Consider the following 23,339-nt stretch of genomic DNA (forward strand, 5'->3'; position numbering starts at 1 on the left):
AGCGGTGTGGGAGCCGCCGAAGCGCGGCGCGAGAACCGCTGTCGTGCTTCAGGCCGTGCGCGCGTAAAGCCTCCCGACGGCGGCGTGCACGCTCGTCGAGTACTCCGGGTCGTAGGTGTGCTGGCCTGCCAGCACGGGACCGCCGGATCGCGTGTAGGTCCAGCCTCCGGTGGTCTCGAACGACGGGTTGACGATCTGGCAGCCGGTCAGCGTGATGTCGTCGAACCGTGCGACCACGGCGTAGTTCGTCACGCCCTTGCCCTGGTACAGCCGCAGCGTCAACGTCCCGACGCCGTTGCTGAGGTGCGGCGCGATGTCCACCGGCGAGGAGGTGTACCAGTCGGTGCCCTCGCTGGCCACGTCACGCCCCCATACCTGGTGACCGGAGACGAGCGCCTGCTTGAGGTGGTACGACAACGGGTCGTTGGTGGTGCGGTTGTCGGTGTGCCACAACACCATTCGGCAGGACGTCGAACCAGGGTCCAAACGGACCGTCGTGCTGGCCGCGGCGTAGTTGCCCGCCGCGGTCGGCTGGTCGCCCCGCACGGTCAGGACCAACGCGCCACGGCCCGTGCCGTGTGACATCGAGGCATCGCCGTTCTGTTTGCGGCCCGGTGTCAGGGGCAGCGCGTACTGGATGACGCCCGCGATCTTGCCCGCCGCCGCGTACTGCATGCCGATCTCGGTCACTTCGCTGACGTACTGGACGTCCGGGGTGACCTGTGTGGCCGACAAGGTCGACGCGTACACCATCAGGATCAGCTTGCGGTTCTTCCGCGCCAGCAATGCGGAGAGTCGGTCGAGCTGGTCGCGCAGGCTGCCAGACCACAGCGTGTTGCGGTACGGGTCGTCGCGGAACGGCAGGATCACGCTGTCGATCACCGGCGCGTAGCTGGTGACGAACGCCTGGGTGATCGCGGCGGAGTACACCACCGGGTAGAACTCCACCGACGGCTGGACCGCTCGGGCTGCCGCCCGGATCTTGCCGGTGTACTCCGCAGTGAAGAACCTCTGGTTGTGGTTGAAATCGTCCATCGCCCACGCCTTCAGCACGGGGTACTGCTTGGCCAGCGTGCCGATCGCCCGGCCCCACGCCTCGTAGTCCTTCTTGTAGGGCAGATAGCGGTCGCACACGTTGACATCGGGGCACTCGGTCGGCGGAACCAGGTAGACCCACACCGTGATCCCCGCGGACTGGGCCGCGGGCAGGAACTCGCGCAGGTCGTCCCAGCTGGTGTCCTTGAGGATCAGGAACGCGTACGTGTCGGCGTTCATCGCCTGCAGGCGCTCGATCGTCGCGGCCGGGTCGACGTGACCGTCGGACCGCAGAACCGGGTTGGCGTAACTGGCTCTCAGTCCCTGCGGCGGCGTCGCGACCGCAGGGACCGACAGCGCGGTGAGCAGTGCGACCACCAGTGCGACAAGGCACATCGCCTTCGACGTTCGCATGGATCCCCCCTTCGTGGCGTCGACCAAGAATGGGTTTTCCTGCCGTCGCTCGCAATCCTTACCCGGCGAATACGTGCACAAGTCCTGTCATGGTGGTCGGTCACTACTCGTCTTGAACCTCGCTCGAGTTGTCAGGCGTGCGATTCGTGCGACGGGCGCGGGCGACCTGCGTGGCCAGGAGAGCCGTTGCGAGGAGTGCGGATCCTTGCAGGTCGGTGACTGACATGAAGGCCGCGGTGGCGGCGGCCGAAATGGTCACCAGTGCCCCGAACCGCAGTGTGGTCGGCCATGAAGCGAGGATCGCCTCCAATCTGTCGAGCGGCGACTTGTGTGTGGTGTCCGTCCCCCTCCCGGTCGTCCCGGCCAGGTCAGCCGGTGTGCTTTCCCCGTTCGGGCGAACCACGGTGACCGTGTGTGGATTAATCGAGCGGTGGCGCCGTATACTTGGCACTGTTGTTCCTTATCAGGATGCTATGAGGTAACAACGACTATGCGGCTCCCTGTGACGGCAGGGAGCCGCACTGATGTCCGCGGGGGTGTTCGGGTGTCCGATCCGTGCGCAATCGCCTCCACTATGCCTCGGTAATGGTTGCCCAGCGGTCGTCCGGCTGTCTGCCGTCGCCGAGCGGGCTGATCTTCCCTGCGAACGGTACACGACGTTTCGGGCCGGGTGAAATCGTCTCCCATTTGGAATAATCGGCTCAGCGCGGCGATTAATCCGCGATTCTCCCGAGTGGCTCGTCGTTCGGCCATGCGGGCCTAAGTGGACAATTAGCGGCCGGGTTGCCTCGGATCGGTCATGTCCCGTGCGACGGGGAGATACCGCTGGTGCGAACGGGTGACGGGGCTTCGGATGCGGCATTGTCGCGGCTTCTGCCTTGCTGCCGGATTAATCCATGCGGCACGATTAATCCGTGCGCCAAGTCGCAGACGGGGAGTGATGTGATGGACGCGAAAATGGATCATTCTTCCTTGATATTCCGAGCAGCCGCGTGGCGGTCGGCCTCGCGGTGCGGAAACACGACCAACACCGCCAACTGTGTGCAGGTCAACCTGGCCACGCCGGGTCTGGCGGGTGTCCGGGACTCGAAATCCGGCGGCGATCAGCCGGTCTTGATCTTCTCGGCCGGGCGGTGGAGTCAGTTCGTCGGCGCGGTGTGCGACAGCCGGTGAAGATCCACTTCCCGTGACGCCGCGTCCTCATCGGATTAATCCGATGAGGACATCACCCCATCGTGTGTTCTGGTGGTGTGTCGTCACGGGAAGTGGCATATCCTCGATCGGACTTGTATCCGATCGAGTGATCACTGGAGTCTGGGTGTCGGACTCACCCGATGGTGAACTGGCCGTTGAGCGTCAGCGGTTGGGGCGTGTGCTGCGGAAGTTGCGCGAGGCAAAAAAGCTGACGCAACTGTCCGTTGCCCAAGATGCTCGGATGCGGGCAGGGAAAGATCAACAAGATCGAGACCCGGGGAATCGAGATCAAACTCGACGAGTTGGAGAAGCTGATCGGGATCCTCCAGCCCGACGACGAGACGGCCGACTGGATGCGCTCGATCGCCCGGCGCTGGAAGGACGCGAAGAGCGGGCGGTCGTCGAATGGGTGGACGGCGGCGTTCACCGAGCTGACCGACCTGGAGTCCAGCGCGGAGGTGATCCGGTGCTGGCACAGCGAGCGCATCCCCGGGCCGCTTCAGTCCGAGAACTACATGCTCCGGATGGGAAGTGAGGACGACGGCGACTCGGACGTGAGCGCGCTGTACAAGCGGCGGCAGGCCCGCACGAAGGTCGTCACCGCCGTGGACCCGCCTCGGTACCACGTCATCCTGAGCGAGTCGTCGTTCCACCGCATGCCCGGCGGCCGGACGCCGCAGTTGGTCGTCGACCAGGCCGAGTACCTGTTGAGCCTCGTCGACGAGTACGACACGTTCACGCTGCAGATCCTGACCTTCGAGGCGCCCATCGCGTCCGCGCACGGCGACTTCACCATCATGCGGCTCGACAGCGCGGAAAAGGTATACGTCGAACACACCGGCGGTGCCATGGTCTACGAGATGAAGCCGGAGTACACGAAGTACTGGGAGCAACTGTGTGCGGCGGCGCTTACCAGGCAAGACAGCAGGCAGTTTATTGTCGACCTGATCGAGGAGTGGCGCGCCAAGTGGCACGCTGAGTGAAATACTATTCGGTGAATGCGTTCATGCCCGTGGGCGGCTACGATATGGTCCGGCCATGCCGATCGACCAAGGGATCATCAGCATGCAAAGTCTGACGTCCGGGCCCAACGCTCTCAAGAACGTCGACCTCAGCCAACCGAGTGTGGCGCGTGTGTACGACTACTATCTGGGCGGCAGTTCGAACTGGGCCGTCGATCGCGAGTTCGCCGATCGCGTTCTCGAGGCGTTTCCACTGTTCAGGGATATCGCCGTCGCCAATCGGTCGTTCCACCACAGGGTGGTCCATGATCTCGCGCGCCGGGGAATCCGGCAGTTTCTCGACGTCGGTGCGGGTATTCCCAGGGAAGGCAGCACGCACCGGATGGCCGACGAGGTCGTGCCGGATTGCCGTGTCGTGTACGTCGACAACGAACCGGTCGCCGTCGCCCATGCCGAGATCCTGGTGGACGAGGAAGGTGATCCCGACCGGCACGCGGTGGTCAACGGCGACCTCCGCGAGCCCGATCGGTTGTGGCGTGACGTGTACGCGACCGGAATCATCGACCCCGAACAACCTGTCGCGTTGCTGATGATCGCCGTACTGCACGTCCACCAGCCAGGAAAAGACGGTTCCGACATCTGGGAACAGTCTGTCGCCAGATATCGTGAATTGTTGCCCCAGGGATCCTATTTGGCCCTGTCGCACCTGACTGGCGACGGTGTCCCGCCCGAGATCAAAGCGAAACTCGGCCAGCTCAAAAAGATGTACGACGACTCGGGCAACAAAGTCATCTGCCGTCGTCGCGACCAGATATGCGCACTGCTGGGGAACTTCGAACCGCTGGACCCCGGAATGGTGTGGGCGCCCGAGTGGCGTCCGTGGGGCACGCCGACGCGAGATGGTTTCGCGACGTCCAACGCATCGGCGATCTGGGCCGGAGTGGCCAGGAAGCAGTAGGTGCCGTCTGGCGGTTGCCAGCTGACGCCCGGCAACGGGGAACATTGTTCTACGGCGCCCAGGGCGCGGTCACGGCCCAGCTGACGTCGGCCGCGTACGAACCGGCGTTGTCATAGGCATGTGCGCCCCCGCTGGACGCGACCCAGACTTCGGCGTTGTAGTGCCGCATGTTCGTGCCCAGTTCGTTGATCGACGCGAGTCGGACGCTACCCGGCGCCGAGCCCGGCTGGGCGCAGAAGGTCGCGTCACGCCGGAACAGGTCCGAGTTCTCCGAGGCGTTCAGGCGGACCCGGAACGCCGCGTGCCGCAGGTACTGGCCCGGGAAGTTGCGCGCTTCCAGTGAATAGCACGAGGAATCCGCCAGGCCGGGCCGGACGGTGAACGACGCGTCGTTCTTCAGCAACGGCGGGCTGGCGCCGGTCACCACGTCGGTCCTGGCCAGACTGTCCTGATGGCGCAGGAACCGGTCGGTGAACCCGGCCGTGGTCACCTGGAACGACCGGACAGCGTGCACCGGCAGCGTGGCCCCACTGCGCCACCACGGGATCGTCGCGGCCCAGGTGGTGTCCGCGGCGAAACTCGCCGCCGTGTCCCACGGGTTCGGGCCGCCTTGCCTGGCCAGGTACACCGCTTCGCTGAAGTGCCGGATGAACGATCCCGGTGTGTCGCGCGATTCCAGGGCCGTCGCACCCGAACCCGGACGCGCGCAGAACGTCGCGTTGCCCGCGAACGCCGCTGACCCGTCGTTGCGGTCCTTGCGGATCACCGAGTTCGCGTGCCGCAGGAACTCGCCGGGGAAGTTGCGGGACTCGAACGACAGGCAGGACGCGTCGGCCAGGCCGGGGCGGGCCCAGAAGGTACCGTCCTGCTTGAGCAGGTCCGGACTGCCGCCGTTGATCACATCGGTCCGTGTGACACCGTTCTGGTGGCGCAGGTATCGGTCGGTGTAGCCGGTGGTGGTGACCTTCAGCGACACGGGCTCGCCGCGCCCGACCTCGGTCCCGGCCGCCTTGGCCAGCACCTCCTGGTTGACCTGGCGCACCCGTGCCTCGGTCATCTTCAGGATCCGGCGGTCGTAGGTGTAGAACCCGTTGATCTCGTTCTCCACGTCGTACGGTTCGGTGTAGACCGAGCCCGACAGCCCCCGGGTCTGCACGAACCGGCCGACTTCCCTGGTGATCTCGACGTACCGGGTGGTCAACGAGGTCTCGTCCGGGTACAGGTCGCCGTACGCGAAGCCTGCGCCCGGCTGCCACTCGTGCCCGACGACACGCCTGCCCAGACCGCCGTACTCGCCGAGCACCGCCACGCGCGTCGTGCTCGGTTGCCTGGTGCCACTGGACATCTGGTACGCGTGGTCGTCGACCACGTCACCGTTGGGCGGCTCGGGATCCGACACGCAGCAGTTCGACCCCGAGTTGTGGTTGATCAGCCTGGTCGAGTCGATGTTCCTGACCAGGTCGACGATCCGCTGGTTGTCGTACTCGCCCCAGCCCTCGTTGAACGGGACCCACTGCACGATCGACGTGATCCCCTTGAGCTGGTTGATGATCCTGGTCAGCTCGGACTCGTAGTTGGCGTGGCTGCGGGCGGGTGTGTCGTCGACCGCGTCCAGTGCGGGCATGTCCTGCCACACCATCAGCCCGAGCTTGTCGGCCCAGTGGAACCAGCGGGCCGGTTCGACCTTGATGTGCTTGCGGACCATGTTGAACCCCAGTACCTTCTGGCGTTCCAGGTCGAACCGCAGTGCCGCGTCGGTCGGCGCGGTGTACGTGCCGTCCGGCCAGTAGCCCTGGTCGAGAGTGCCGAGCTGGTACACGAACTTCCCGTTCAGCAACGGCCTGAGCACGCCACCGACCACGGCCTTGCCCAGCGAGCGCATCCCGAAGTACCCGGTCACGACGTCACCGCCGTTGACCACGGTCACGCGCAGGTCGTAGAGGAACGGGTCGTCCGGCGACCACAACCGGGCGTTCGGCACGGGAATCCTGAAGCTCGACCCGGTGGTGCCGGTCGTGCTGCCGACGACCTGACCACCGCTGAGCACCTCGGCCCGCACCTGCTGCCCGGCCGTGCCCTGGACGACCAGGTCCAGCGCGCTCGCGGGGAGGTTCGGCGTCGTGTCCAGGCGGGTGATGTGGTTGGCGTTGACCGGCTCCAGCCACACGGTCTGCCAGATCCCGGACGCGGCCGTGTACCAGATCCCGCTCGGGCTGCGGCGTTGTTTGCCGATCGGGAACGTGCTGCCGTCGATCGGCGAGTGCACACCCACGATGACCTCGTTGGTGCCCGCGCGCAGCGCGTTGGTGATGTCGAACGAGAACGCGTCGTAGCCGCCGGTGTGCGTGCCGATCTGGGTGCCGTTCACCCATACTCGTGTTTCCCACGTCACCGCGCCGAAGTTGAGCTTCACCCTGCGGCCGTTCCATGTGGACGGGACGGTGAACGTCCTGCGGTAGAACATGTTGTCCTCATGCCGCATGATCCCGGACAACGCGGACTCGATCGGGTACGGCACCAGCACGCCCTCGGGCAGCGTCTGCCCGATCGGTGGCGTGTTCAGGTTCGGCGCGCCGCGGAACTCCCACACTCCGTTGAGGTTCTGCCAGTCCGAGCGGACCAGTTGCGGGCGCGGGTACTCGGGCAGCGCGTTGGTGGGCGAGACCTGGCTCGTCCACGGCGTGGTCAGCGGGGGCGTCTTGGGAACCCAGGTGGCCGCGGCGGCCTGGGGCGCCGTGACCAGCGTGATCACGAGCAGCAGGCCCGCGACCGCGCTGATGAGCGATCGTGACATGGGTTTCTCCGGCGTAGCAGGGATTTGGTCGTAAGTTGTTGTCGGGGTTGGAACCCGGCTAACCACTCACGAGGGGTGCCAGGGCGCTGGCCTGGGTGCGCCAGTCGGACTGGTTGGGGCTGCCGCCCGCCCAGCGCTGACCGATCCGGTTGAGCGGATCACGGTCGCCCGTCCAGATCGAGGCCGCCTGCCGGGCGAGGAACGGCTGGTGGCCGAGTTCGGCGATGTACCGGACGAAGATCCCCTTGAACTGCTTCTGGTTGTCGTCACACGAGGCCTGCCCGACATCACACGACTCGGTGAGGATCCCGTCACGGGTCAAGCCGGTGATGGCGGCGTCGGCCAGCCGCCGGGCACCGTCGAGGTACCGGGTGTCGCCGGTGGCCCGCCAGACCTCGGCGAGGCCGCCGATGCCCAGGCCCTGGTTGTAGGTCCACACGGTCTGGCCGTTGTTGCGGCAGTCCCGCGTGAGGCCGTCGTTGACGAGCCCGGCCGAGTTGATCAGGCCACTCGACAGATACCAGTCACCGGCGACCCGTGCCCGTTGCAGCCACACGGAATCGCCTGCGGTCCGCCGGTGCACGGCCGCGGCGAGCCGCAGGTAGAGACCGCTCGTGACAGCGTTCTTGTACGTCCGCTCGCGGTCCCACCAGACACCGCCGCCGCAGGTGCCGGTGTCCCAGTACTGGTGCACGTAGTTGGCGATCGTGGTCGCCATGCTCAGGTAGCGCCGGTCACCGACGTGGTCGTAGGCGGCGATCCACGCCAGGCCCCACCACGCGGCGTCGTCGATGGCGCGGCTGATGAAGTTGCCTTCGATCGGGTCGGTGCCGCGTTGCCCGGCCGGGAACGCACCCCGGTTGACGTCGAAGGTCCGGCCGATGACCCAGTCGTATTGGCGGTTGCCGGTCCGTGCGGCGTAGTCGATCAGCGCGGTCAGCGTCGCGGCGGTGTTCCACCAACTGCTCGGCCACCAACCCTGGTACGGGTCGTAGGAGTACATCAGGGCATCCGCGGCCGCATGCGGCTTGTTCTGCACAGGGCGCGCCCACGCCGTGCAGCTGCCCTGCGCGTGACTGGCTTCCCGGCCACACGCGCGCACGGCACCGCCGTAGTGACGTCCTCGCGGATCTCGGGTGGCGAACATCGTGGTCCGCGTGGAGGCACCGGTCGTGATCGGGGTACGGCCGAGCGAGGAGCCACCCGGCCAGCTCGTACCGGCGTCCCACGAGCGGTCCAGCCAGATCTCGTCGCCCCGGCCGCCCGCTTCGATGCTGCCCCAGGCCATCCCGTTCTGGTCGGTGTGCAGCCGGACAGTCCGGCCGAAGATCGATGTCGACGGCACCGGCTGGCTGGGGTTCACCGCCTGTGCCGGATCCGTCCGGTCGCACCGGAGATCGCACACGGTCGGGTAGATCCAGTCGGTGCACGCCACGCCACGCGCGTCCCCGCATGCCCGGATCAAGCCACGCCGATGTGCGCCCGGGTCCGAGATGTTGTACATCAACGTCCGTGTGCCGGTCCACGTCCCGGGAATGCTCGCCTTGCCCAGCAGGCCCTCCCAGCTTGCGCCGCCGTCCCACGACCGGTCGAGCCAGACGGCGTCGCCGGTCACGCCGTTGTCGATGCTGCCCCACGCCATCCCGTCCGCGTCGGACACGTGCAACACCAGGCGTCGGCCGTTGATGTTCTTCTCCGGTACGGGGAACGTCTCCTGCTTGGCCTTGGCCGGGTCCAAGGTGTCACAGGACAGGAAACACACCGTCGCGGCAGGAGCCACCGAGGGGGCGGCGGCCACGACCACAGCGAGGACCAGGCCCCGGATCACAGCAGTCGCCAGACGTGGTCAGGCGTTCCGTTGTCGTCGTACTGGACCACCTGTGCCGAGTCCTCGTAGGACATCCGGTCGACGGCCAACATCTTGCCGGAGTTGGCGTTCTGCAACCGCCAGGTGTTGTCCGTGTCGGCCCGCAGCCGCCACAGGTGATCGGCCGTGCCGTTGTCGGTGAACTGGACGGCGTGCGCCGAGTTCGCGGTGGACATCAGGTCGATCCCGAGCACCTTGCCCGAGTTCTCGTTGCGGATGCGGAAGTAACCGTTGGCGTCGGGCAGGAACCGCCAGTCGTGGTCCCTGGTGCCGTTGTCGGCGAACTGCACCACCTTCGCCGAGTCCGCTGTGGACATCCGGTCGACGCCGAGCACCTTGGTGGAGTTCAGGCTCTGGATCCGCACGATCCCCTCCGGGATGATCCGCCAGAGGTGGTCGGCGGTCCCGTTGTCGTCGAACTGCACCACCCGGGCGGAGTTCCCTGTCGACATGTCCTGGACGCCGAGGACCTTGCCTGAGTTGATGTTCCTCAGCCGGAACCAGCCGTCACCGTCGTCCAGCAGCACCCACCGGTGATCGGTGGTGCCGTTGTCGTCGTACTGGACGACCTGTGCCGAGTTCGCCGTGGACATCCGGTCCACGCCGAGGACCTTGCCGGCGTGTTCGCTGCGGACCTTGACCTGGCCGTTGCCGACGTCCACCAGGCGCCACAGGTGATCGGTCGTGCCGTTGTCGTCGAACTGCACGATCCGCGCCGAGTTGGCTGTCGACATCCCGTCGATGGCCAGCACCTTGCCGCTGTTGAGGTTCTGGATCCGGCACAGCGCTCCCTGGGTGCCCCAGCCCTTGCCGCCGCCGGTCTGCGGGAAGGACGTGATCCGCAGCCGGGCCGCCGCCATCGGCACCAGCGTCACCCGCTTGACCGGCTCGTTCGTCGCCACCGGGCCGCTGTTCATCGTGCCGACCACGTTCTCGCTGTCGACCGTCCAGTCGGGGATCGCCCGCGCATGGGCGGTGAGCCGGATGGGCGCGTTGGCCAGCGTGAACGGGTCGTGGACGTTGCCGCCCGTGGCCACCGTGAACCGCTGGCCGGGCAGCAGGCCGTAGTTCCACGCCGAGCCGGGCTTCACCTCGTACTCGGGCCATTCGACGCTGCCGGCGTAGCGGTTCCAGCGTTCCTCGATGCGCAGGGCGAACGTCAGGGCGCCGTAGTCGACGGACACCGCGTTGTCGCGCCAGACGCGGGTTCGCGGCGCCATCGGCAGCCTGAGCCGGACGACGTCACCGGTCTGCCAGGTCCGGGTGATGGTGGCGTACTTCGGGCCCGCTGGCGCGGTGACCGGGCTGCCGTTGACAGTCAGCTGCGGGTTGGCGCACCAGCCGGGGATCCTCAGCGAGAACGGGAAGCTCCGGCGCTGGGGGAGCGTCAGCCGGAACGTGATCGTGTCGCCGAAGGGGTACGTGGTCTGCTGTTCGATCTTCGTCGTGCCGACGGTGACGGTCGACGGGCCGTACAGGGAGGCCACGATGCCTCCGTCGGTGGTGGTGAGCCACATTTCCTCGACGTAGTACGGCCAGCCCTGGCCGTAGTTGTGCGGGCAGCACCGGTACCTCGTGATACCGGGTTTGTACGCCTGCATGGCGAAGTCGTTCTGGAACTGCCTGCGCGTCTTGGCGAAGTCGTCGAGCTGGACGCTGTTCGCGCTGGTCACGTAGTGCGACACCTTGCCTTGCGGATCGAGGCACGCGGGCAGCATGTTGAACGCCAGCTCCTCGGTCCGGTCGGCCCACAACGGGTCACCGGTGATCCGGGTGAGCAACTCGTGACTGGCCATGAACTCGACCACGCCGCAGGTCTCGAAACCCTGTCGGGGATCGCCGAAGCCCGGCCGCGCGTTCTCGTCCCCGGCGAACCCGCCGCCGGGGAACTGCCCGTACGAGGACATGATCCGGTCGTAGACGCGGTAGGCCGAACCGCGGTGCACGGGGTCACCGGAGACCAGCCAGTACTGCGCGGGTTCGCGGAAGCCCTGGGCGAAGTTGACGTTGTGCAGGCTGGCGACGTTGTCCACCCAGTTCGCCGAGTGCCGGTGGATCCGGTGGGTGAGGTCGATCAGCGCCGGGTCGCCGGTCCTGGCGTGCAGCCAGTGCAGCACGTCGATGGTGTCGCCCCAGCGGGTGGTGCCCCAGCCGTCGACGAACACGGCGTCCGGCTGCCGCGCCACGAACTGGAAGTACCGGGTGAGAGCGCTCTCAACTCGCGAGTCGGCCCGGTACTCCGCCCATGATCTCAAGGCGTGCAGCATCGGCATGTGCGGCCAGAGGTCGGCGTGCCCGTACAGCGAGGCCCGGTGCTCGGCGGGGCCGAAGTACCCGTCGGCGGCCTGCGTGGCCAGTACGGCGTTGATCCACCGCTCGGTGTCCGCGAGGACGCGGGCATCGCCGGTGACGTACCCGAGGTCGCCGTAGCCGCGCAGCCAGTACGGCAGTTCCTCCCAGCCGCCGCGCTCCGGCTGGACCCAGCCGTTGTCGTTGTAGCGCAGGTACTGGGAGATTTCCTGGAACCGGCCGTTGAGGCCGTTGAGCTGACGGTCGAGTTGGGTGGCGAGCCAGCCGGACGGTCTGATCGCGCCGGGTCTGAGGCGCTCGTAGGCGACGGGTCGCGGCGCCGCGTCGGCGGACTGGCTGCTGAGCATGGTGGCTCCTGCGGCTGCGGCAGTGCCTTTGAGCAGGGTGCGGCGGGACAACGACGGCATTGTCGGCCTCCAGGGGCAGGGAGGGTCCTGGTGCGTGGCCGATGGTAGCGCCTTTACAACGTTGTGCCAACGTTGTAAAACAAGATCGGGAGACCGGACGCTGTTTTCGGGCCTGGCTCCCGGCACCGTCTGATGGGTGGTTCCCCTGCGACTGATCCGGAGGTTCGTGGTGCGTTCGAAAGGCTCGCGTTCGACAAGCCGCCGCTGCGCTGGGCGCACCGTCGCCGGGGCGCTCGTGGCGGGAATGGTGTGTGCGGCGCCTGCCGCGGCTGAAGGTCCAGCCGCGCCTGTGCCGGAACGGTCGGTCACGTTGATCACGGGAGACCGTGTCGTCCTGCTGGACCAGTCGGGCACTGCCCGGACCGTCATCCCCGGCAAAGGAAGAGAAAGAACCGCGTTCTCGACCTATGAACGCAACGGGCACTCGTTCGTTGTCCCGGCGGACGCGAGATCCCTGGTGACACAAGGCCGTCTGGACGAACGGCTCTTCGACGTCACCACGTTGCTGGAGTACGGCGACGCGACACCACTGATCGTCACGCATGCGCCTGGTGCGGCTCCGGTGCGGATCGCGGGTGCGAAGAACCTTGCTGCTGTCAACGCTTCCGCGCTGACTGTGGACAAGAGCGGGTCCGCGTGGCCGTCGCTGACAGGCGCGGGCGTGAAGAAGGTCTGGCTGGACACGAAACGCAAGGCGTCCCTGGACCGCAGCACCGCGCAGATCGGTGCGACGGCGGCGTGGCAGGCCGGGTACACCGGCCAGGGCGTCAAGGTGGCCGTCCTGGACACCGGCGTCGACGAGACCCACCCGGACCTGGCAGGCCGGGAGATCGCGCAGCGGAACTTCAGCGACTCGCCGGACAACGCGGATCGCGTCGGCCATGGAACCCATGTGGCGTCGACGATCGCGGGAACCGGTGCCAAGTCGGGCGGCAAGTACAAAGGCGTCGCGCACGGCGCCGACGTCCTTGACGGCAAGGTGCTCGACGACGAGGGGTACGGCTACGACTCCACCATCATCGCCGGGATGCAGTGGGCGGTCGAGCAAGGCGCCAAGATCGTCAACCTGAGCCTCGGCGGCACCGACACGCCGGCGGTCGACCCGCTCGAAGAAGCGGTGAACTCGTTGTCGGCCAAGTACGGCACGCTGTTCGTGATCGCCGCGGGCAACAGCGGCGACGACGAGACGATCGCGTCGCCCGGCAGTGCGGACGCCGCGCTCACGGTGGGCGCGGTCGACCGGGACGACACCCTCGCGCCGTTCTCCAGCCGTGGCCCTCGAACCGGTGACCAGGCCATCAAGCCCGACATCACCGCACCCGGCGTGGGAATCGTCGCCGCCAAGTCGACCCACAGCGGCGCGACACCGGTCGAGGACGGCTACCTCGCGGCCTCCGGCACCTCCATGGCCACGCCGCACGTCGCGGGTTCCGCCGCGTTGACCGCCCAGGTGCACCCGGAGTGGACGGGCGAGCAGATCAAGGCCGCGCTGACCGCGTCCGCCAAGCCGAATCCGGGGCTCAACGCCTTCCACCAGGGCTCCGGCCGGGTGGACGTGTCCAAACTGCTCACCCAGTCCGTGACCACCGGGCCGACCAACGTCAGTCTGGGCAGGCAGTCGTGGCCATACGACAAGGCAGTGTCCACAGCACTGACCTACCGCAACTCCGGCAAGACGGACGTGACCTTCGACGTCGCGATCGATGCGAAAGGTCCGGACGGCAAACCCGCACCGGCTGGTCTGTTGACCGTGTCGCCGTCGAAGGTGACCGTGCCCGCCGGTGGCGAAGCTGCCGTGCGAGTCACCGCGAACACAGGAATGCCGAATGCCACCGGTACCTACTTCGGTTCGGTGACGGGCGGAACTGTCGTGAAGACGCCGCTGGCCCTTCACCGTGAACCGGAGAGCTACACGGTCACGATCAACCAGACCGGGCTCGACGGAACTCCGGCAACCGGTTACGAGACACGGATCTTTGGACTCGAGAACCAGTACACCCTGTCGGACCTGGACGGCAGCGCGACCATCAGGCTGCCGAAGGACGAGTACGCGATCGACAGTTCGCTGATCACCGGCGAGCGGATCAACTGGCTGGTGTACCCGAAGTTCCGGCTGACCGGCGACAGCGTGATCAGCCTCGACTTCCGCCGGGTCAAGCAGTTCCGTGTGACCGCACCGGATCCGGCGGCCGAACTGCGGCTCGGTCAGGTCGGCGTCGTGCGTGCGGCCGACAAGCTCGTGTTCGGCTGGCTGCTGGAGAGCGACCTCGGCAGGCTGTGGACCGCACACGTCGGGCCGGACGTGACAGCGCGGGAATCCACCACGATGATCAACACCCAGTGGATGACCCCCTCGGGTGACTTCTACGGGCTGACGTTCTACCCGCGCGGCAACGTCCCGACCGGATACGTCCGTGCCGTGAAACGCGAACAGCTCGCCCACGTGCGCGCTTCCTTCGGCGGCGGGCCGGAAAGCAAGCCCGGCCTGCGTTACGCGTTCCCGTACACCCATTCCGGCGAACGCTACGGCGCGTACGCGAACCTGCAACCGGTGAAGGTCCCCGGTGGCCGCGACGAGTACTACACGACAGAAGACGTCTCGTGGGAACAGGTGTTGTGGCAGATGTCGGCGGACATGCGGTACGTCGAGGTCTTCCTCAGTGGACCGGTGAAGAGCTACCAATCCGGCCGGACCTACCATGAGTCGTACAACCGTGGGGTGTTCGGCCCGGCCATGCCGCGCAACCGGACAGCGACCGACTACGTGGTCCGGACCGGGAACACCATCTCGGCTCGCCTGCCGCTGTTCGGCGACGGCACCGGCAACGCCGGACTGTGCCCTGTGGACAGTGGTGCCATGGTCCTGTACCGGGACGGCAGCAAGGTCGGTGAATCGTCCAGCTACAGCTCGGGGTCGTTCACGGTGCCCCCGGAGGCAGGGGAGTACCGGCTGACGGCCGAAGCTACTCGTAGCACCGCGGACGTGTCGACGCAGGTCCGTGCCGCGTGGACGTTCCGCTCTGCGGCGGCCGGTGCGGAGCCGGTCCGCCTGCCGCTCTCGACGATCCGATTCACACCGGCATTGGACGAGACCAACTCGGCACCGGCGGGGGAGTCGTTCATCCTGCCGGTGATCGTGCAGGAGCAGAACAGCACCGCCAGTACGATCCCGCGTTCGCTCAAAGTCGACGTGTCCTTCGACAGCGGCCAGACGTGGAAGGAGGCCACCGTCGTGGCGAACGTGCTCGCTGTCGTTCAGCACCCGAACGACGCGACGACGGTGTCGCTGCGGGCCAAGGCGACCGACCGTGCGGGAAACACCGTCGAGGAGACGATCGTCAACGCGTACAAACTCGACTGAACTCCTGACCGCTGAGCTCAAGGAGGTGCGAATGCGTTGGTTCACACCGCTTCTGGCGGTGATCCTGCTCCTGTTCACCGGCGTCGCGACGGTCGCGTCGGCGGCGCCGGACGGCACGTTGCGGCTCACGTCGACGTCCGTGCGCAGCGGGGAGCCGATCGAGGCGACCTACAGCACGCCCCGCCCGGATCCGACCAACTGGCTGGGCCTGTACACCGATCCCGGCAACGGGCCGGTGAACGAGGCGTACGTGGGCCCGTCCCTGAAATGGGTCTACGTCAAGGCGGGCAACGGAACGGCGACGCTGCCGACCGACGGGCTCGAGCCGGGCAACTACATCGTCTTCGCACTGGCGAAGGACAGCTACCAGTGGCTCGCGACACCGGTCAAGCTGCGGATCGTCAGCAACGCCGCGTTGCACTTCATCAACGACACGTTCGACCTGCGCAACGCACGTGCCCTCGCGCCGTACCGCGCGACCGTGGGTGGCCTGGTGCGTGGCGACACCGGCGGGCTCACTTTCCGCAAGGTCAGCGGCCCGGCATGGGCCGCCGTGTCGGCCAACGGCGAAGTCACCGGTACACCGCCGCTCGGCCACAAGGGACCGTTGCACATCGAGGCACGCAACGCGCGCGGCGAGACCACTCTTGCCGCCGTCGGCATCGAAGTCCGGTTGCCGGGAGACAACCTGGTGGCGGAGCTCAGAACCGCCACGTTCAACCTGTGGCACAGCGGCAGCCAGGTCGCGCTCGGCAGGGAGAAGGAGCTGAGGTTCCTCCTGAAGTCCGATGTGGACGTCGTCGGCCTGCAGGAGAGCTCGGCGACGTCGACCCGTGAACTGGCCGAGGCACTGGGCTGGGACCACCACCAGTCGGGCAGCGACATCGGCGTGATCAGCCGGTACCCCATCGTCGAACGCAAACCACCGGTCGGCAGCGGTCCGACCTCGGTGGCCACGAAGGTCCGGGTGCGGCTCGACGACGACCTGGACGTCGTGGTCTGGAACGTGCACCTCGGCTACAACCCGTACGGTCCGTACGACGCGTGCTTCGGCAAGATGAACCAAGACCAGCTGATGGCGAACGAGGAACGCTCCGGCCGTACGCCCCAGATCAAAGCCATCCTGCAGGAAATGCGCCCGGACATCGCCGCGGCGTCCCGTACACCGGTGGTGTTGACCGGTGACTTCAACGCCCCGTCCCACCTGGACTGGACACCGGGCACCCGCCGCTGTGGTTACGGCTCCGTGCCGTGGCCGACCTCGGTGCTGCCCACTCAGGCCGGGCTGCGGGACTCCTACCGCGTGGTGAACCGCGACCCCTTGGCTGTGCCGGGCACCACCTGGTCGCCGATCTACCCGACCTTCACCGGCGGCTACGGCTACGACTCACACATCGGCGAGCCGGAGCCGCAGGACCGGATCGACTTCGTCTACTTCGCGGGTCCGCTCGAGGTGACTGACTCGGATGTCGTGGTCGAAGGACGACCGACGCCCGTACCGAACCACAACGGCAACGCTTGGCCTTCCGACCACGCCGCCGTCGTGAGCGCGTTCAGGACGCGGTGAGATGACGTCGCCGTGGCCGACGCCTCGGCCACGGCGACGACATTCCTAGCGGCTACCGCGCAGCGTGTCGCGGCCCGCGTACCGGGCTTCCGTGTCCAGTTCCTCCTCGATCCGGATGAGCTGGTTGTACTTCGCGGTTCGGTCCGACCGCGACAGCGAACCGGTCTTGATCTGCCCGCAGCCGGTGGCCACGGCGAGGTCGGCGATCGTGGTGTCCTCGGTCTCGCCGGAGCGGTGCGACATGACCGCGGAGTAGCCAGCCCTGTGCGCGGTGTCCACAGTGGTCAGCGTTTCGGTGAGGGTGCCGATCTGGTTGACCTTGACCAGGATCGAGTTGGCGATGCCGCGCGAGATCCCGTCCCGCAGCAGGGTGACGTTCGTGCAGAACACGTCGTCGCCGACGAGCTGGACCCGGCCGCCGATGGTGTCGGTCAGCTGCTTCCAGCCGTCGTAGTCGTCCTGGGCGATGCCGTCCTCAATGGACACGATGGGGAACCGCGTGGTCAGGTCCGTGAGGTACGCCACGTGTTCCTCGACGCTGCGCTTGCGGCCTTCGCCCACGTAGTCGTACACGCCGTCGGTGTAGAACTCCGACGCGGCCGGGTCGAGCAGCAACGCGATGTCCTCGCCCGGGGTGTAGCCGGAGTCCTCGATCGCCTTGACCACGAACTCGAGCGCCTCGTCGGCCGAGCCGAGGTTGGGCGCGAACCCGCCCTCGTCGCCGACGCTCGTGTTGTGACCGGCTTTGTGCAGCGACTTGCGCAGCGTGTGGAACACCTCGGAGCCCATCCGGACCGCCTCGGCGAAGGTCTCGGCGCCGACCGGGCCGATCATGAACTCCTGGAAGTCGATCGAGTTGTCGGCGTGCGCACCGCCGTTGATGATGTTCATCATCGGCAACGGCAACAGGTGCGCGTACACACCGCCGACATAGCGGTACAGCGGAAGCCCGCTGCTGTCGGCAGCGGCCTTGGCCGTCGCCAGCGAGACGCCGAGCGTCGCGTTCGCGCCGAGCCGGGCCTTGTTCTCGGTGCCGTCCAGCTCGATCAGGACGCGGTCCACCTCGGCCTGGGCCTCCGCGTCGAGCCCGACCACGGCTTCGCTGATCTCGCTGTTGACAGCGTCGACGGCCTTGCGCACGCCTTTGCCGTGGTACCGGGACGCGTCGCCGTCACGCAGCTCGACGGCTTCCCTGGTCCCGGTGGAGGCGCCGGACGGCACGGCCGCTCGCCCCAGGGAGCCGTCTTCGAGCAGGACGTCGACCTCGACGGTCGGATTGCCGCGGCTGTCGAGGACCTCGCGGCCACGAACGGCGACGATAACAGTCACACTGTGCTCCTAACCCTCGTGAGTGTTCAGGCGGGTAACCCGTAGAAACACTCACGATGTTCTACCAGGCACAACTTCGCGGCCGTCGTCAGGTATCGCCGGACCTGATCGCCCTCATCACGACCGTTCATGGTGATCTGCGGACGAGGTCGGGGACATGGCTGGGACGCGACGGCATCCGACATTTCGCCCCCCCGCGGGCGTGACCCGCGACAAAGAAAGAACATCGCATTAACTACACTTTGCAATCGCTTTACTACTATCAGTCATCTTTATGTCCATTCGGACCTTCCTGGCCGGGCCCCGAACGGGCGACGGTTGTCACCGTCCCTGCTTCGCGCAGGTGTCGCCACCCGGACCCGTCCCGGCCGCCGGAGCGCGCACCAATCCCCCTGCACCGAAGCGGCGATGTGACCCCGCGGTGCGCACGCATGGGCCGCGGGCGGCCGGGAAAGGGAGTCGAACATGCGAAAGCACACACCCGGACGGCTTCGAGCGCTCGCCGGGCTCGCCGCCCTGCTCACCTGCGCGGCGACACTCATGGCACCGGCCACGGCGTCCGCGGGCGAACTGCAGATCAACCAGCTGGTGCAGCAACAGGACCAGTGGTGCTGGGTCGCGAGTGGACTGACGATCGCCAAGTTCCACGGCAAGGGCAACGTCAGCCAGAACGACTTCTGCGCACTGGGCCGGGGTTACCCCAAGGGCACGCCGTGCCCGAACCAGGCCGGCTACCTCCAGTACGACCAGCGGGCGTTCCGCGCACTCGGTCTGAGTGCGGGCCAGGTCAGCGGCCCGCCGTCCTTCCAGACGGTGGCGAGCGAGATCGACGCGCGCAGGCCGATCGAGACCGGCATCTACTGGACCGCGGGCGGTGGTCACGCCCAGGTGATCTACGGATACGACGACCAGCAGCTGATCTACTACGGCGACCCGTGGCCGTACAGCCCACGCTACAGCGAGATGTCCTACGACGACTACGTCGACAACTACGAGTTCCAGTGGGGCGAAGCGCTCTACGGGGCCGGGGCATGAGGAGGACGAAGATGACCAGTCGACAAACCGCGCTTGGCGTCCGCGTCCTCGGCGCAACAGCCACGGCCGGACTCGCGTTCCTGCTCGCCGGTGGCACGGCGTCGGCAGCTCCGGTGACCAACGCACCGTCCGATTCGGACGCGACCATGGCCGCACAGGTGGCGGCGGCACCGGAAACGACCACGCGGCTGGCGAAGTTCTTCGTCAACCTCGACAAGCAGTCCACGGGCATGCTCGCCCAGGGCACGCCGGATGCCCAGGCGCTGCGGGCGAAGGCGCCACGGGTGACCGGACCGGCGCGTCCGGTCTACACGCTCACGCCGGACTTCGTGCGTTCGGTGGACGCGCCAGTGGCGACGTTCGTGTACATGGCGGTCCCGGCCAGGTCCGCGAGTGGCCAGGACGCCTCGATCCTGCTGTCCCGCAAGGGAACGGCGTGGTCGATCCACCAGATCACGTCCGGCACCGATGCGTTCGGCCCCGCGGCGACCGGCACGGTGTTCACCGAACCGCAGAACAACGCCTGGTACCGGCTTGACGGCGACCGCGTGCTGCCCCTCAACCAACCGGCGGCGTGGTCGGTTGGCCAGGACGGCACGTCTGTCGCGAAGTACCACGATCTGGTGCACAGCCGTTACGCCGACAAGCTGCCCGGCTCGGACTACCAGCGCCAGCACAAGCTCGGCGGCTACAGCACAGGCGGCCCGACGCCGAACGACAGCAGCACGGTGATTTCGCCGCTGCTGTTCGCCCTGACCGGTACCGGGATCGCCGGTGCCGGTGTCGTCGTCATGGTCGCCCGCCGTCGCCGGGTGTAGCCGAGTCGCCGGGTCCCCGGAACACACCGGGGACCCGGCCTCAGTGGTGTTCGGCCAACGGGGGCAAGTGGACCGGTCACATCGGGCTAACGCCCGGCCTGTGCGGGATGATGATCGTGTGTCCGGCGAATCGCAGAGGACGTGAACCCGAAACAACCCACAGCGATGTCAGCCACGTCGCCGTGCGGCCATGGGCCGACGCTGTCAGTCGGGCCCGCAGTGCGATGAGCGACCGGCGGGACCACCGCGACGCCCTCGGCTGATCACTGGTGGCAAGTGTCCCGTGTGGTCTAACGTGCGGGCCATGTCTGCTGGTGACCAGCTTGTCGAAGTCAATGGTGCCGAGTTGTGCGTCGAGAGTTTCGGCGACGCGGCGGATCCCGCCATCCTGCTCGTCGCGGGGGCATCCGCGTCGATGCTGTGGTGGGACGCGGAGTTGTGTGAGCGGATCGCGGCGGCCGGGCGGTTCGTGATCAGGTACGACGCGCGGGACACGGGCAGATCCGTCTCCTACCCGCCGGGTCAGCCGGGCTACTCGCTCGCCGACCTCGTCCAGGACGCGCTCGGAATCCTGGACACGGTCGGCGTCGAGCGCGCGCACTTCGTGTGTCAGTCGATGTTCGGCGGCCTCGGGCTTGTCGTCGCGGTGGACCACCCGGACCGGATGGCGACGCTCACGCTCGTCAGCACCTCCACAGGGGACGAGCAGTTGCCGCCGCCGGCGGAGTACTTCACCGAGCACGCGCCACCCGAGCCCGACCTGGCCGACACGGCCGCCGTGATCGACTACGTCGTGCGGTCGATGAAGGCGATATCGGGGGGCTCCGCGCATTTCGACGAGGCGGAGGCCCGGGAACTGGTCGAGCGGGACGTGGCGCGCGCCCGCGACTACGCCTCGACGCTGGCCAACCACTACGCCATGGTCTCCGACAAGCCGGTCAACGGGGGATTCGAGGACATCACGGCGCCGACGCTCGTGGTCCACGGCGACCTGGACCCGCTGCTCCCGCTCGCGCATGGCGAGGCGTTGCGTGACGCGATCCCGGCAGCTGAGTTGCTGGTGCTGCGGGGCGCTGGACACGACCTGCCGCGCCCCACGTGGGATGCGTTCGTCGCAGGGGTGGTCCGGCACACCGAGAGCCCGTCCCCCGGTACCAGGTAACCAGCAAAGCCACACCTGGATCTCCTGGCCGCGCGTCGACGCGACTCCACCCGGGATGGTCCAAGCGCTGCTGGCAATGGAGAACGTCCTTCGAGGGCTGTCTTGCGCACTGATGGGATGAGTTCATGACTGACCCCGGAGGCAAGACTGCCGTCAGCGAGCAGTTGCGTGACAACGCGGGCTGCCGGCGCCGTCGCTGACTCGGGAAAATCAAGTGATCAAGGGCAGCGCGCTGCGCGCCCGGTGGCGGGACCATAGGCGTGGTCGAGTGATCCCCAGTCGATCTCGTCAAGCATCTGCGCATACCTTCATCCGGACCTGATGTCGGGTGAATTTGATCTGTCACGTGTTCCCCCGACCTCGCGGGCTGCTGTCGACGGAGAGGACGGTCGCCTTGCGATCCAGCCGGCCGCGGAGTCCGGTGTGACGGTCGTGTCGGCGCCGAGACGGCGGGGCACCAGCGGCCTTCATGCCGGTTATCCGGCGAACGCTTTCACCGCTTCGCTCGCCGCTTTCCTGTCGGGGAAGGAGTAGAGCTTGGGGTCGGTCCGGTTCAGGTACGGGTCGGTATGGCAACTGGCCTTTGTCCCCGGCACCCGTATTTCCCCGGTGCTGAGCTTCTTCGCGGTCTTCGCTTCGTAGAACGTCAGCTCGTAGTCGACGTGGTGGTAGGGCGCCGACACGGATCGGCCGTCGTGCTGGGCCACCTCGCAGGTGCTGACCCGCTTCTCGGTGCCGGCGACCGCCTTGAAGCAGGCCACGACGGAGACCTGCGCGTACTCGGATGACTCCGCACTGTACGGGGCGCCGAATTCCAGGCTGGTCACCGTCCAATGCGCGTTGCCCGCGCGAGCCGGGTCCAGGTTCTCATACGTCGCCAGAGGGGCCGTCTTCAACGGCTTCTTGGACATGTCGAGATTGGCGGCGTTGATGACCGGCACTCCATTGCAGACGCGGTAGTACCCGTACACGTCGTGCGTCACGTAGGTCTCGCCGCCACCCTCGACCTTGTTGACACCGAGCGTGAGAGCGCCGACGAACCGCTGCCACGTTTGTTCCGACCAGGTCTGGTCCGTGTCGGTGTAGTCGAGCTTCAACGCCTGACCGTTGCAGACCCTGACGGCTGTTCTGGTGACTCGGGTATGCGCGAGTTGCGTGTCGCGGCTGTCGATGGTCTTGAAGGCCACTCGGTTGTTCTCGGTCGCCGGGATGTTGTAGTCCTGCCCGTCCCGAACCTCCGGGCTTTTGGCCCCTTTGACGATGTCGTCCTTCGCGCGCTGGTACTCCCTCGCGGTCAGGTCGGTATCGGTTTCCGGCGCAGCGGAGGACAGCACGGCTTCCCTCTCGGACACGGTGAAGACCGCGGAGCCGAGCCCGTAGGAGACGGACACGCCGGCGATGGTTTCCGAGCGTCCGGTTTCGACGATGTCCCCGATGGTCTTGGGGGCCGTCCATGCCCACGGATTGCCTTTGAGGTTGCAGGCGGCATTGAGGGGGATGGTCGGTTGCTCAGTGCGCGGCTCGTCAGCCGCTGGTCCGCCGGAGACCGGACTCTCGCATGCTGTCAACGGACACAGGATCGCGAGACAAGCAACGCCGATCGCAAGGCGCGACATTCGTGACATGATCGGCCTTTATTCCCTGCCTCACCTTGTTCGGACCGGCGGCGTGGGGATGGCCGACAGCTGTCACGGCCCACCTGCGTGAGCCGGGCCATCAGGCTCCTCCCGCGGAAACCGCAGCTCGAAGATCGCCCCGCCCTCGTGGAGTCGAGGCTGTTGCGGTAGCCGGAGCCGCTCCAGAAAGATGTCACAGGCCTACCTGATCGCGCGCAAGGCTTCCTGGCCCTTCCGCAAGGCCGCGCCGTGTCCACAGGGGATTGGGCCAAAGCCGCCCATGGCCGGCAGACGTCAGCGGTGATCACACACACCGCAAACGTCATCACATGCCGCTGATCGAGCGGTGACGATTCGATCAACGCTGCCTGGCGTCCGCCTCTGCCGATGTGCGGGTGTCACACGGAGTCTTGCGCGCGTGTGTCCTGAGTCGTCTGGACGGGGGGCGGCGAGGGCCAGCAGTGCGGTAAGCGCGAGCCTGGTACCTGATCCACACCTCGCCCTCGGCGC

The 23,339-nt window shown here is 67.1% G+C and carries 14 protein-coding genes; 8 read left to right on the forward strand and 6 right to left on the reverse strand.

Features of this window, described 5'->3' with window-relative positions; genetic code table 11:
• Positions 1–48: 48 nt before the first annotated feature.
• Positions 49–1,449, reverse strand: a complete 1,401-nt coding sequence (locus ALI144C_RS35895; RefSeq protein ID WP_076991683.1) for a hypothetical protein — start codon at positions 1,447–1,449, stop codon at positions 49–51.
• 972 nt (positions 1,450–2,421) lie between these two features.
• Between ALI144C_RS35895 and ALI144C_RS35905 the strand changes: the two genes are divergently transcribed.
• From ALI144C_RS35905 to ALI144C_RS35915, 3 genes are all read left to right on the forward strand, one after another.
• The gene (locus ALI144C_RS35905) at positions 2,422–2,622 is read left to right on the forward strand and encodes a DUF397 domain-containing protein (protein WP_237774483.1); all 201 of its coding nucleotides are present in this window, start codon (positions 2,422–2,424) and stop codon (positions 2,620–2,622) included.
• Between the two features lie 254 nt (positions 2,623–2,876).
• Positions 2,877–3,626, forward strand: a complete 750-nt coding sequence (locus ALI144C_RS35910; protein ID WP_076991686.1) for a DUF5753 domain-containing protein — start codon at positions 2,877–2,879, stop codon at positions 3,624–3,626.
• Positions 3,627–3,681: 55 nt separating this feature from the next.
• Positions 3,682–4,563 carry an SAM-dependent methyltransferase gene (locus tag ALI144C_RS35915; RefSeq protein ID WP_237774484.1) on the forward strand — a complete coding sequence of 294 codons (882 nt, stop codon included), beginning with the start codon at positions 3,682–3,684 and terminating at the stop codon, positions 4,561–4,563.
• Positions 4,564–4,612: 49 nt separating this feature from the next.
• Here ALI144C_RS35915 and ALI144C_RS35920 read toward each other — a convergent pair whose 3' ends face one another.
• Genes ALI144C_RS35920 through ALI144C_RS35930 form a run of 3 tightly spaced genes read right to left on the reverse strand, consistent with a single transcriptional unit; the run spans position 4,613 to position 11,941 of the window.
• Positions 4,613–7,357 carry an AbfB domain-containing protein gene (locus tag ALI144C_RS35920; protein ID WP_076991687.1) on the reverse strand — a complete coding sequence of 915 codons (2,745 nt, stop codon included), beginning with the start codon at positions 7,355–7,357 and terminating at the stop codon, positions 4,613–4,615.
• A gap of 58 nt (positions 7,358–7,415) precedes the next feature.
• A complete protein-coding gene (locus ALI144C_RS35925; RefSeq protein WP_237774485.1) occupies positions 7,416–9,185 on the reverse strand; it encodes a glycoside hydrolase family 76 protein in 1,770 nt (589 codons plus the stop codon).
• Complete coding sequence (locus ALI144C_RS35930) at positions 9,182–11,941, reverse strand: RICIN domain-containing protein (protein ID WP_076991689.1); 2,760 nt, start codon at positions 11,939–11,941, stop codon at positions 9,182–9,184. The genes ALI144C_RS35925 and ALI144C_RS35930 overlap by 4 nt, the downstream gene beginning before the upstream one ends.
• Before the next feature lie 289 nt (positions 11,942–12,230).
• Here ALI144C_RS35930 and ALI144C_RS35935 point away from each other — a divergent pair, with 289 nt between their 5' ends.
• Together ALI144C_RS35935 and ALI144C_RS35940 are read left to right on the forward strand one after the other, a co-directional pair.
• Positions 12,231–15,302 (forward strand): S8 family peptidase, encoded by a 3,072-nt coding sequence (locus ALI144C_RS35935; RefSeq protein WP_168211431.1) that lies wholly within the window; start codon positions 12,231–12,233, stop codon positions 15,300–15,302.
• Positions 15,303–15,333: 31 nt separating this feature from the next.
• On the forward strand, positions 15,334–16,869 hold the full coding sequence (locus ALI144C_RS35940; protein ID WP_076991691.1) for an endonuclease/exonuclease/phosphatase family protein: 1,536 nt from the start codon (positions 15,334–15,336) through the stop codon (positions 16,867–16,869).
• A 45-nt stretch (positions 16,870–16,914) separates the two neighbouring features.
• Here the strand turns inward: ALI144C_RS35940 and eno are convergent, their stop codons facing one another.
• On the reverse strand, positions 16,915–18,198 hold the full coding sequence (gene eno / locus ALI144C_RS35945; protein ID WP_076991692.1) for a phosphopyruvate hydratase: 1,284 nt from the start codon (positions 18,196–18,198) through the stop codon (positions 16,915–16,917).
• A gap of 465 nt (positions 18,199–18,663) precedes the next feature.
• On the opposite strand from eno, the gene ALI144C_RS35950 reads away from it, so the two are divergent.
• The 3 genes from ALI144C_RS35950 to ALI144C_RS35960 all read left to right on the forward strand — a co-directional run bounded on the left by ALI144C_RS35950 (position 18,664) and on the right by ALI144C_RS35960 (position 21,213).
• Complete coding sequence (locus tag ALI144C_RS35950) at positions 18,664–19,233, forward strand: papain-like cysteine protease family protein (protein WP_076991693.1); 570 nt, start codon at positions 18,664–18,666, stop codon at positions 19,231–19,233.
• 11 nt (positions 19,234–19,244) lie between these two features.
• The gene (locus tag ALI144C_RS35955) at positions 19,245–20,051 is read left to right on the forward strand and encodes a hypothetical protein (protein ID WP_076991694.1); all 807 of its coding nucleotides are present in this window, start codon (positions 19,245–19,247) and stop codon (positions 20,049–20,051) included.
• Positions 20,052–20,355: 304 nt separating this feature from the next.
• Positions 20,356–21,213, forward strand: a complete 858-nt coding sequence (locus ALI144C_RS35960; protein ID WP_076991695.1) for an alpha/beta fold hydrolase — start codon at positions 20,356–20,358, stop codon at positions 21,211–21,213.
• Between the two features lie 476 nt (positions 21,214–21,689).
• Here ALI144C_RS35960 and ALI144C_RS35965 read toward each other — a convergent pair whose 3' ends face one another.
• Complete coding sequence (locus ALI144C_RS35965) at positions 21,690–22,604, reverse strand: hypothetical protein (RefSeq protein WP_143231077.1); 915 nt, start codon at positions 22,602–22,604, stop codon at positions 21,690–21,692.
• Between the last annotated feature and the right edge of the window lie 735 nt (positions 22,605–23,339).

Source organism: Actinosynnema sp. ALI-1.44, assembly GCF_001984155.1.
In the GTDB taxonomy this organism is placed as follows: domain Bacteria; phylum Actinomycetota; class Actinomycetes; order Mycobacteriales; family Pseudonocardiaceae; genus Kibdelosporangium.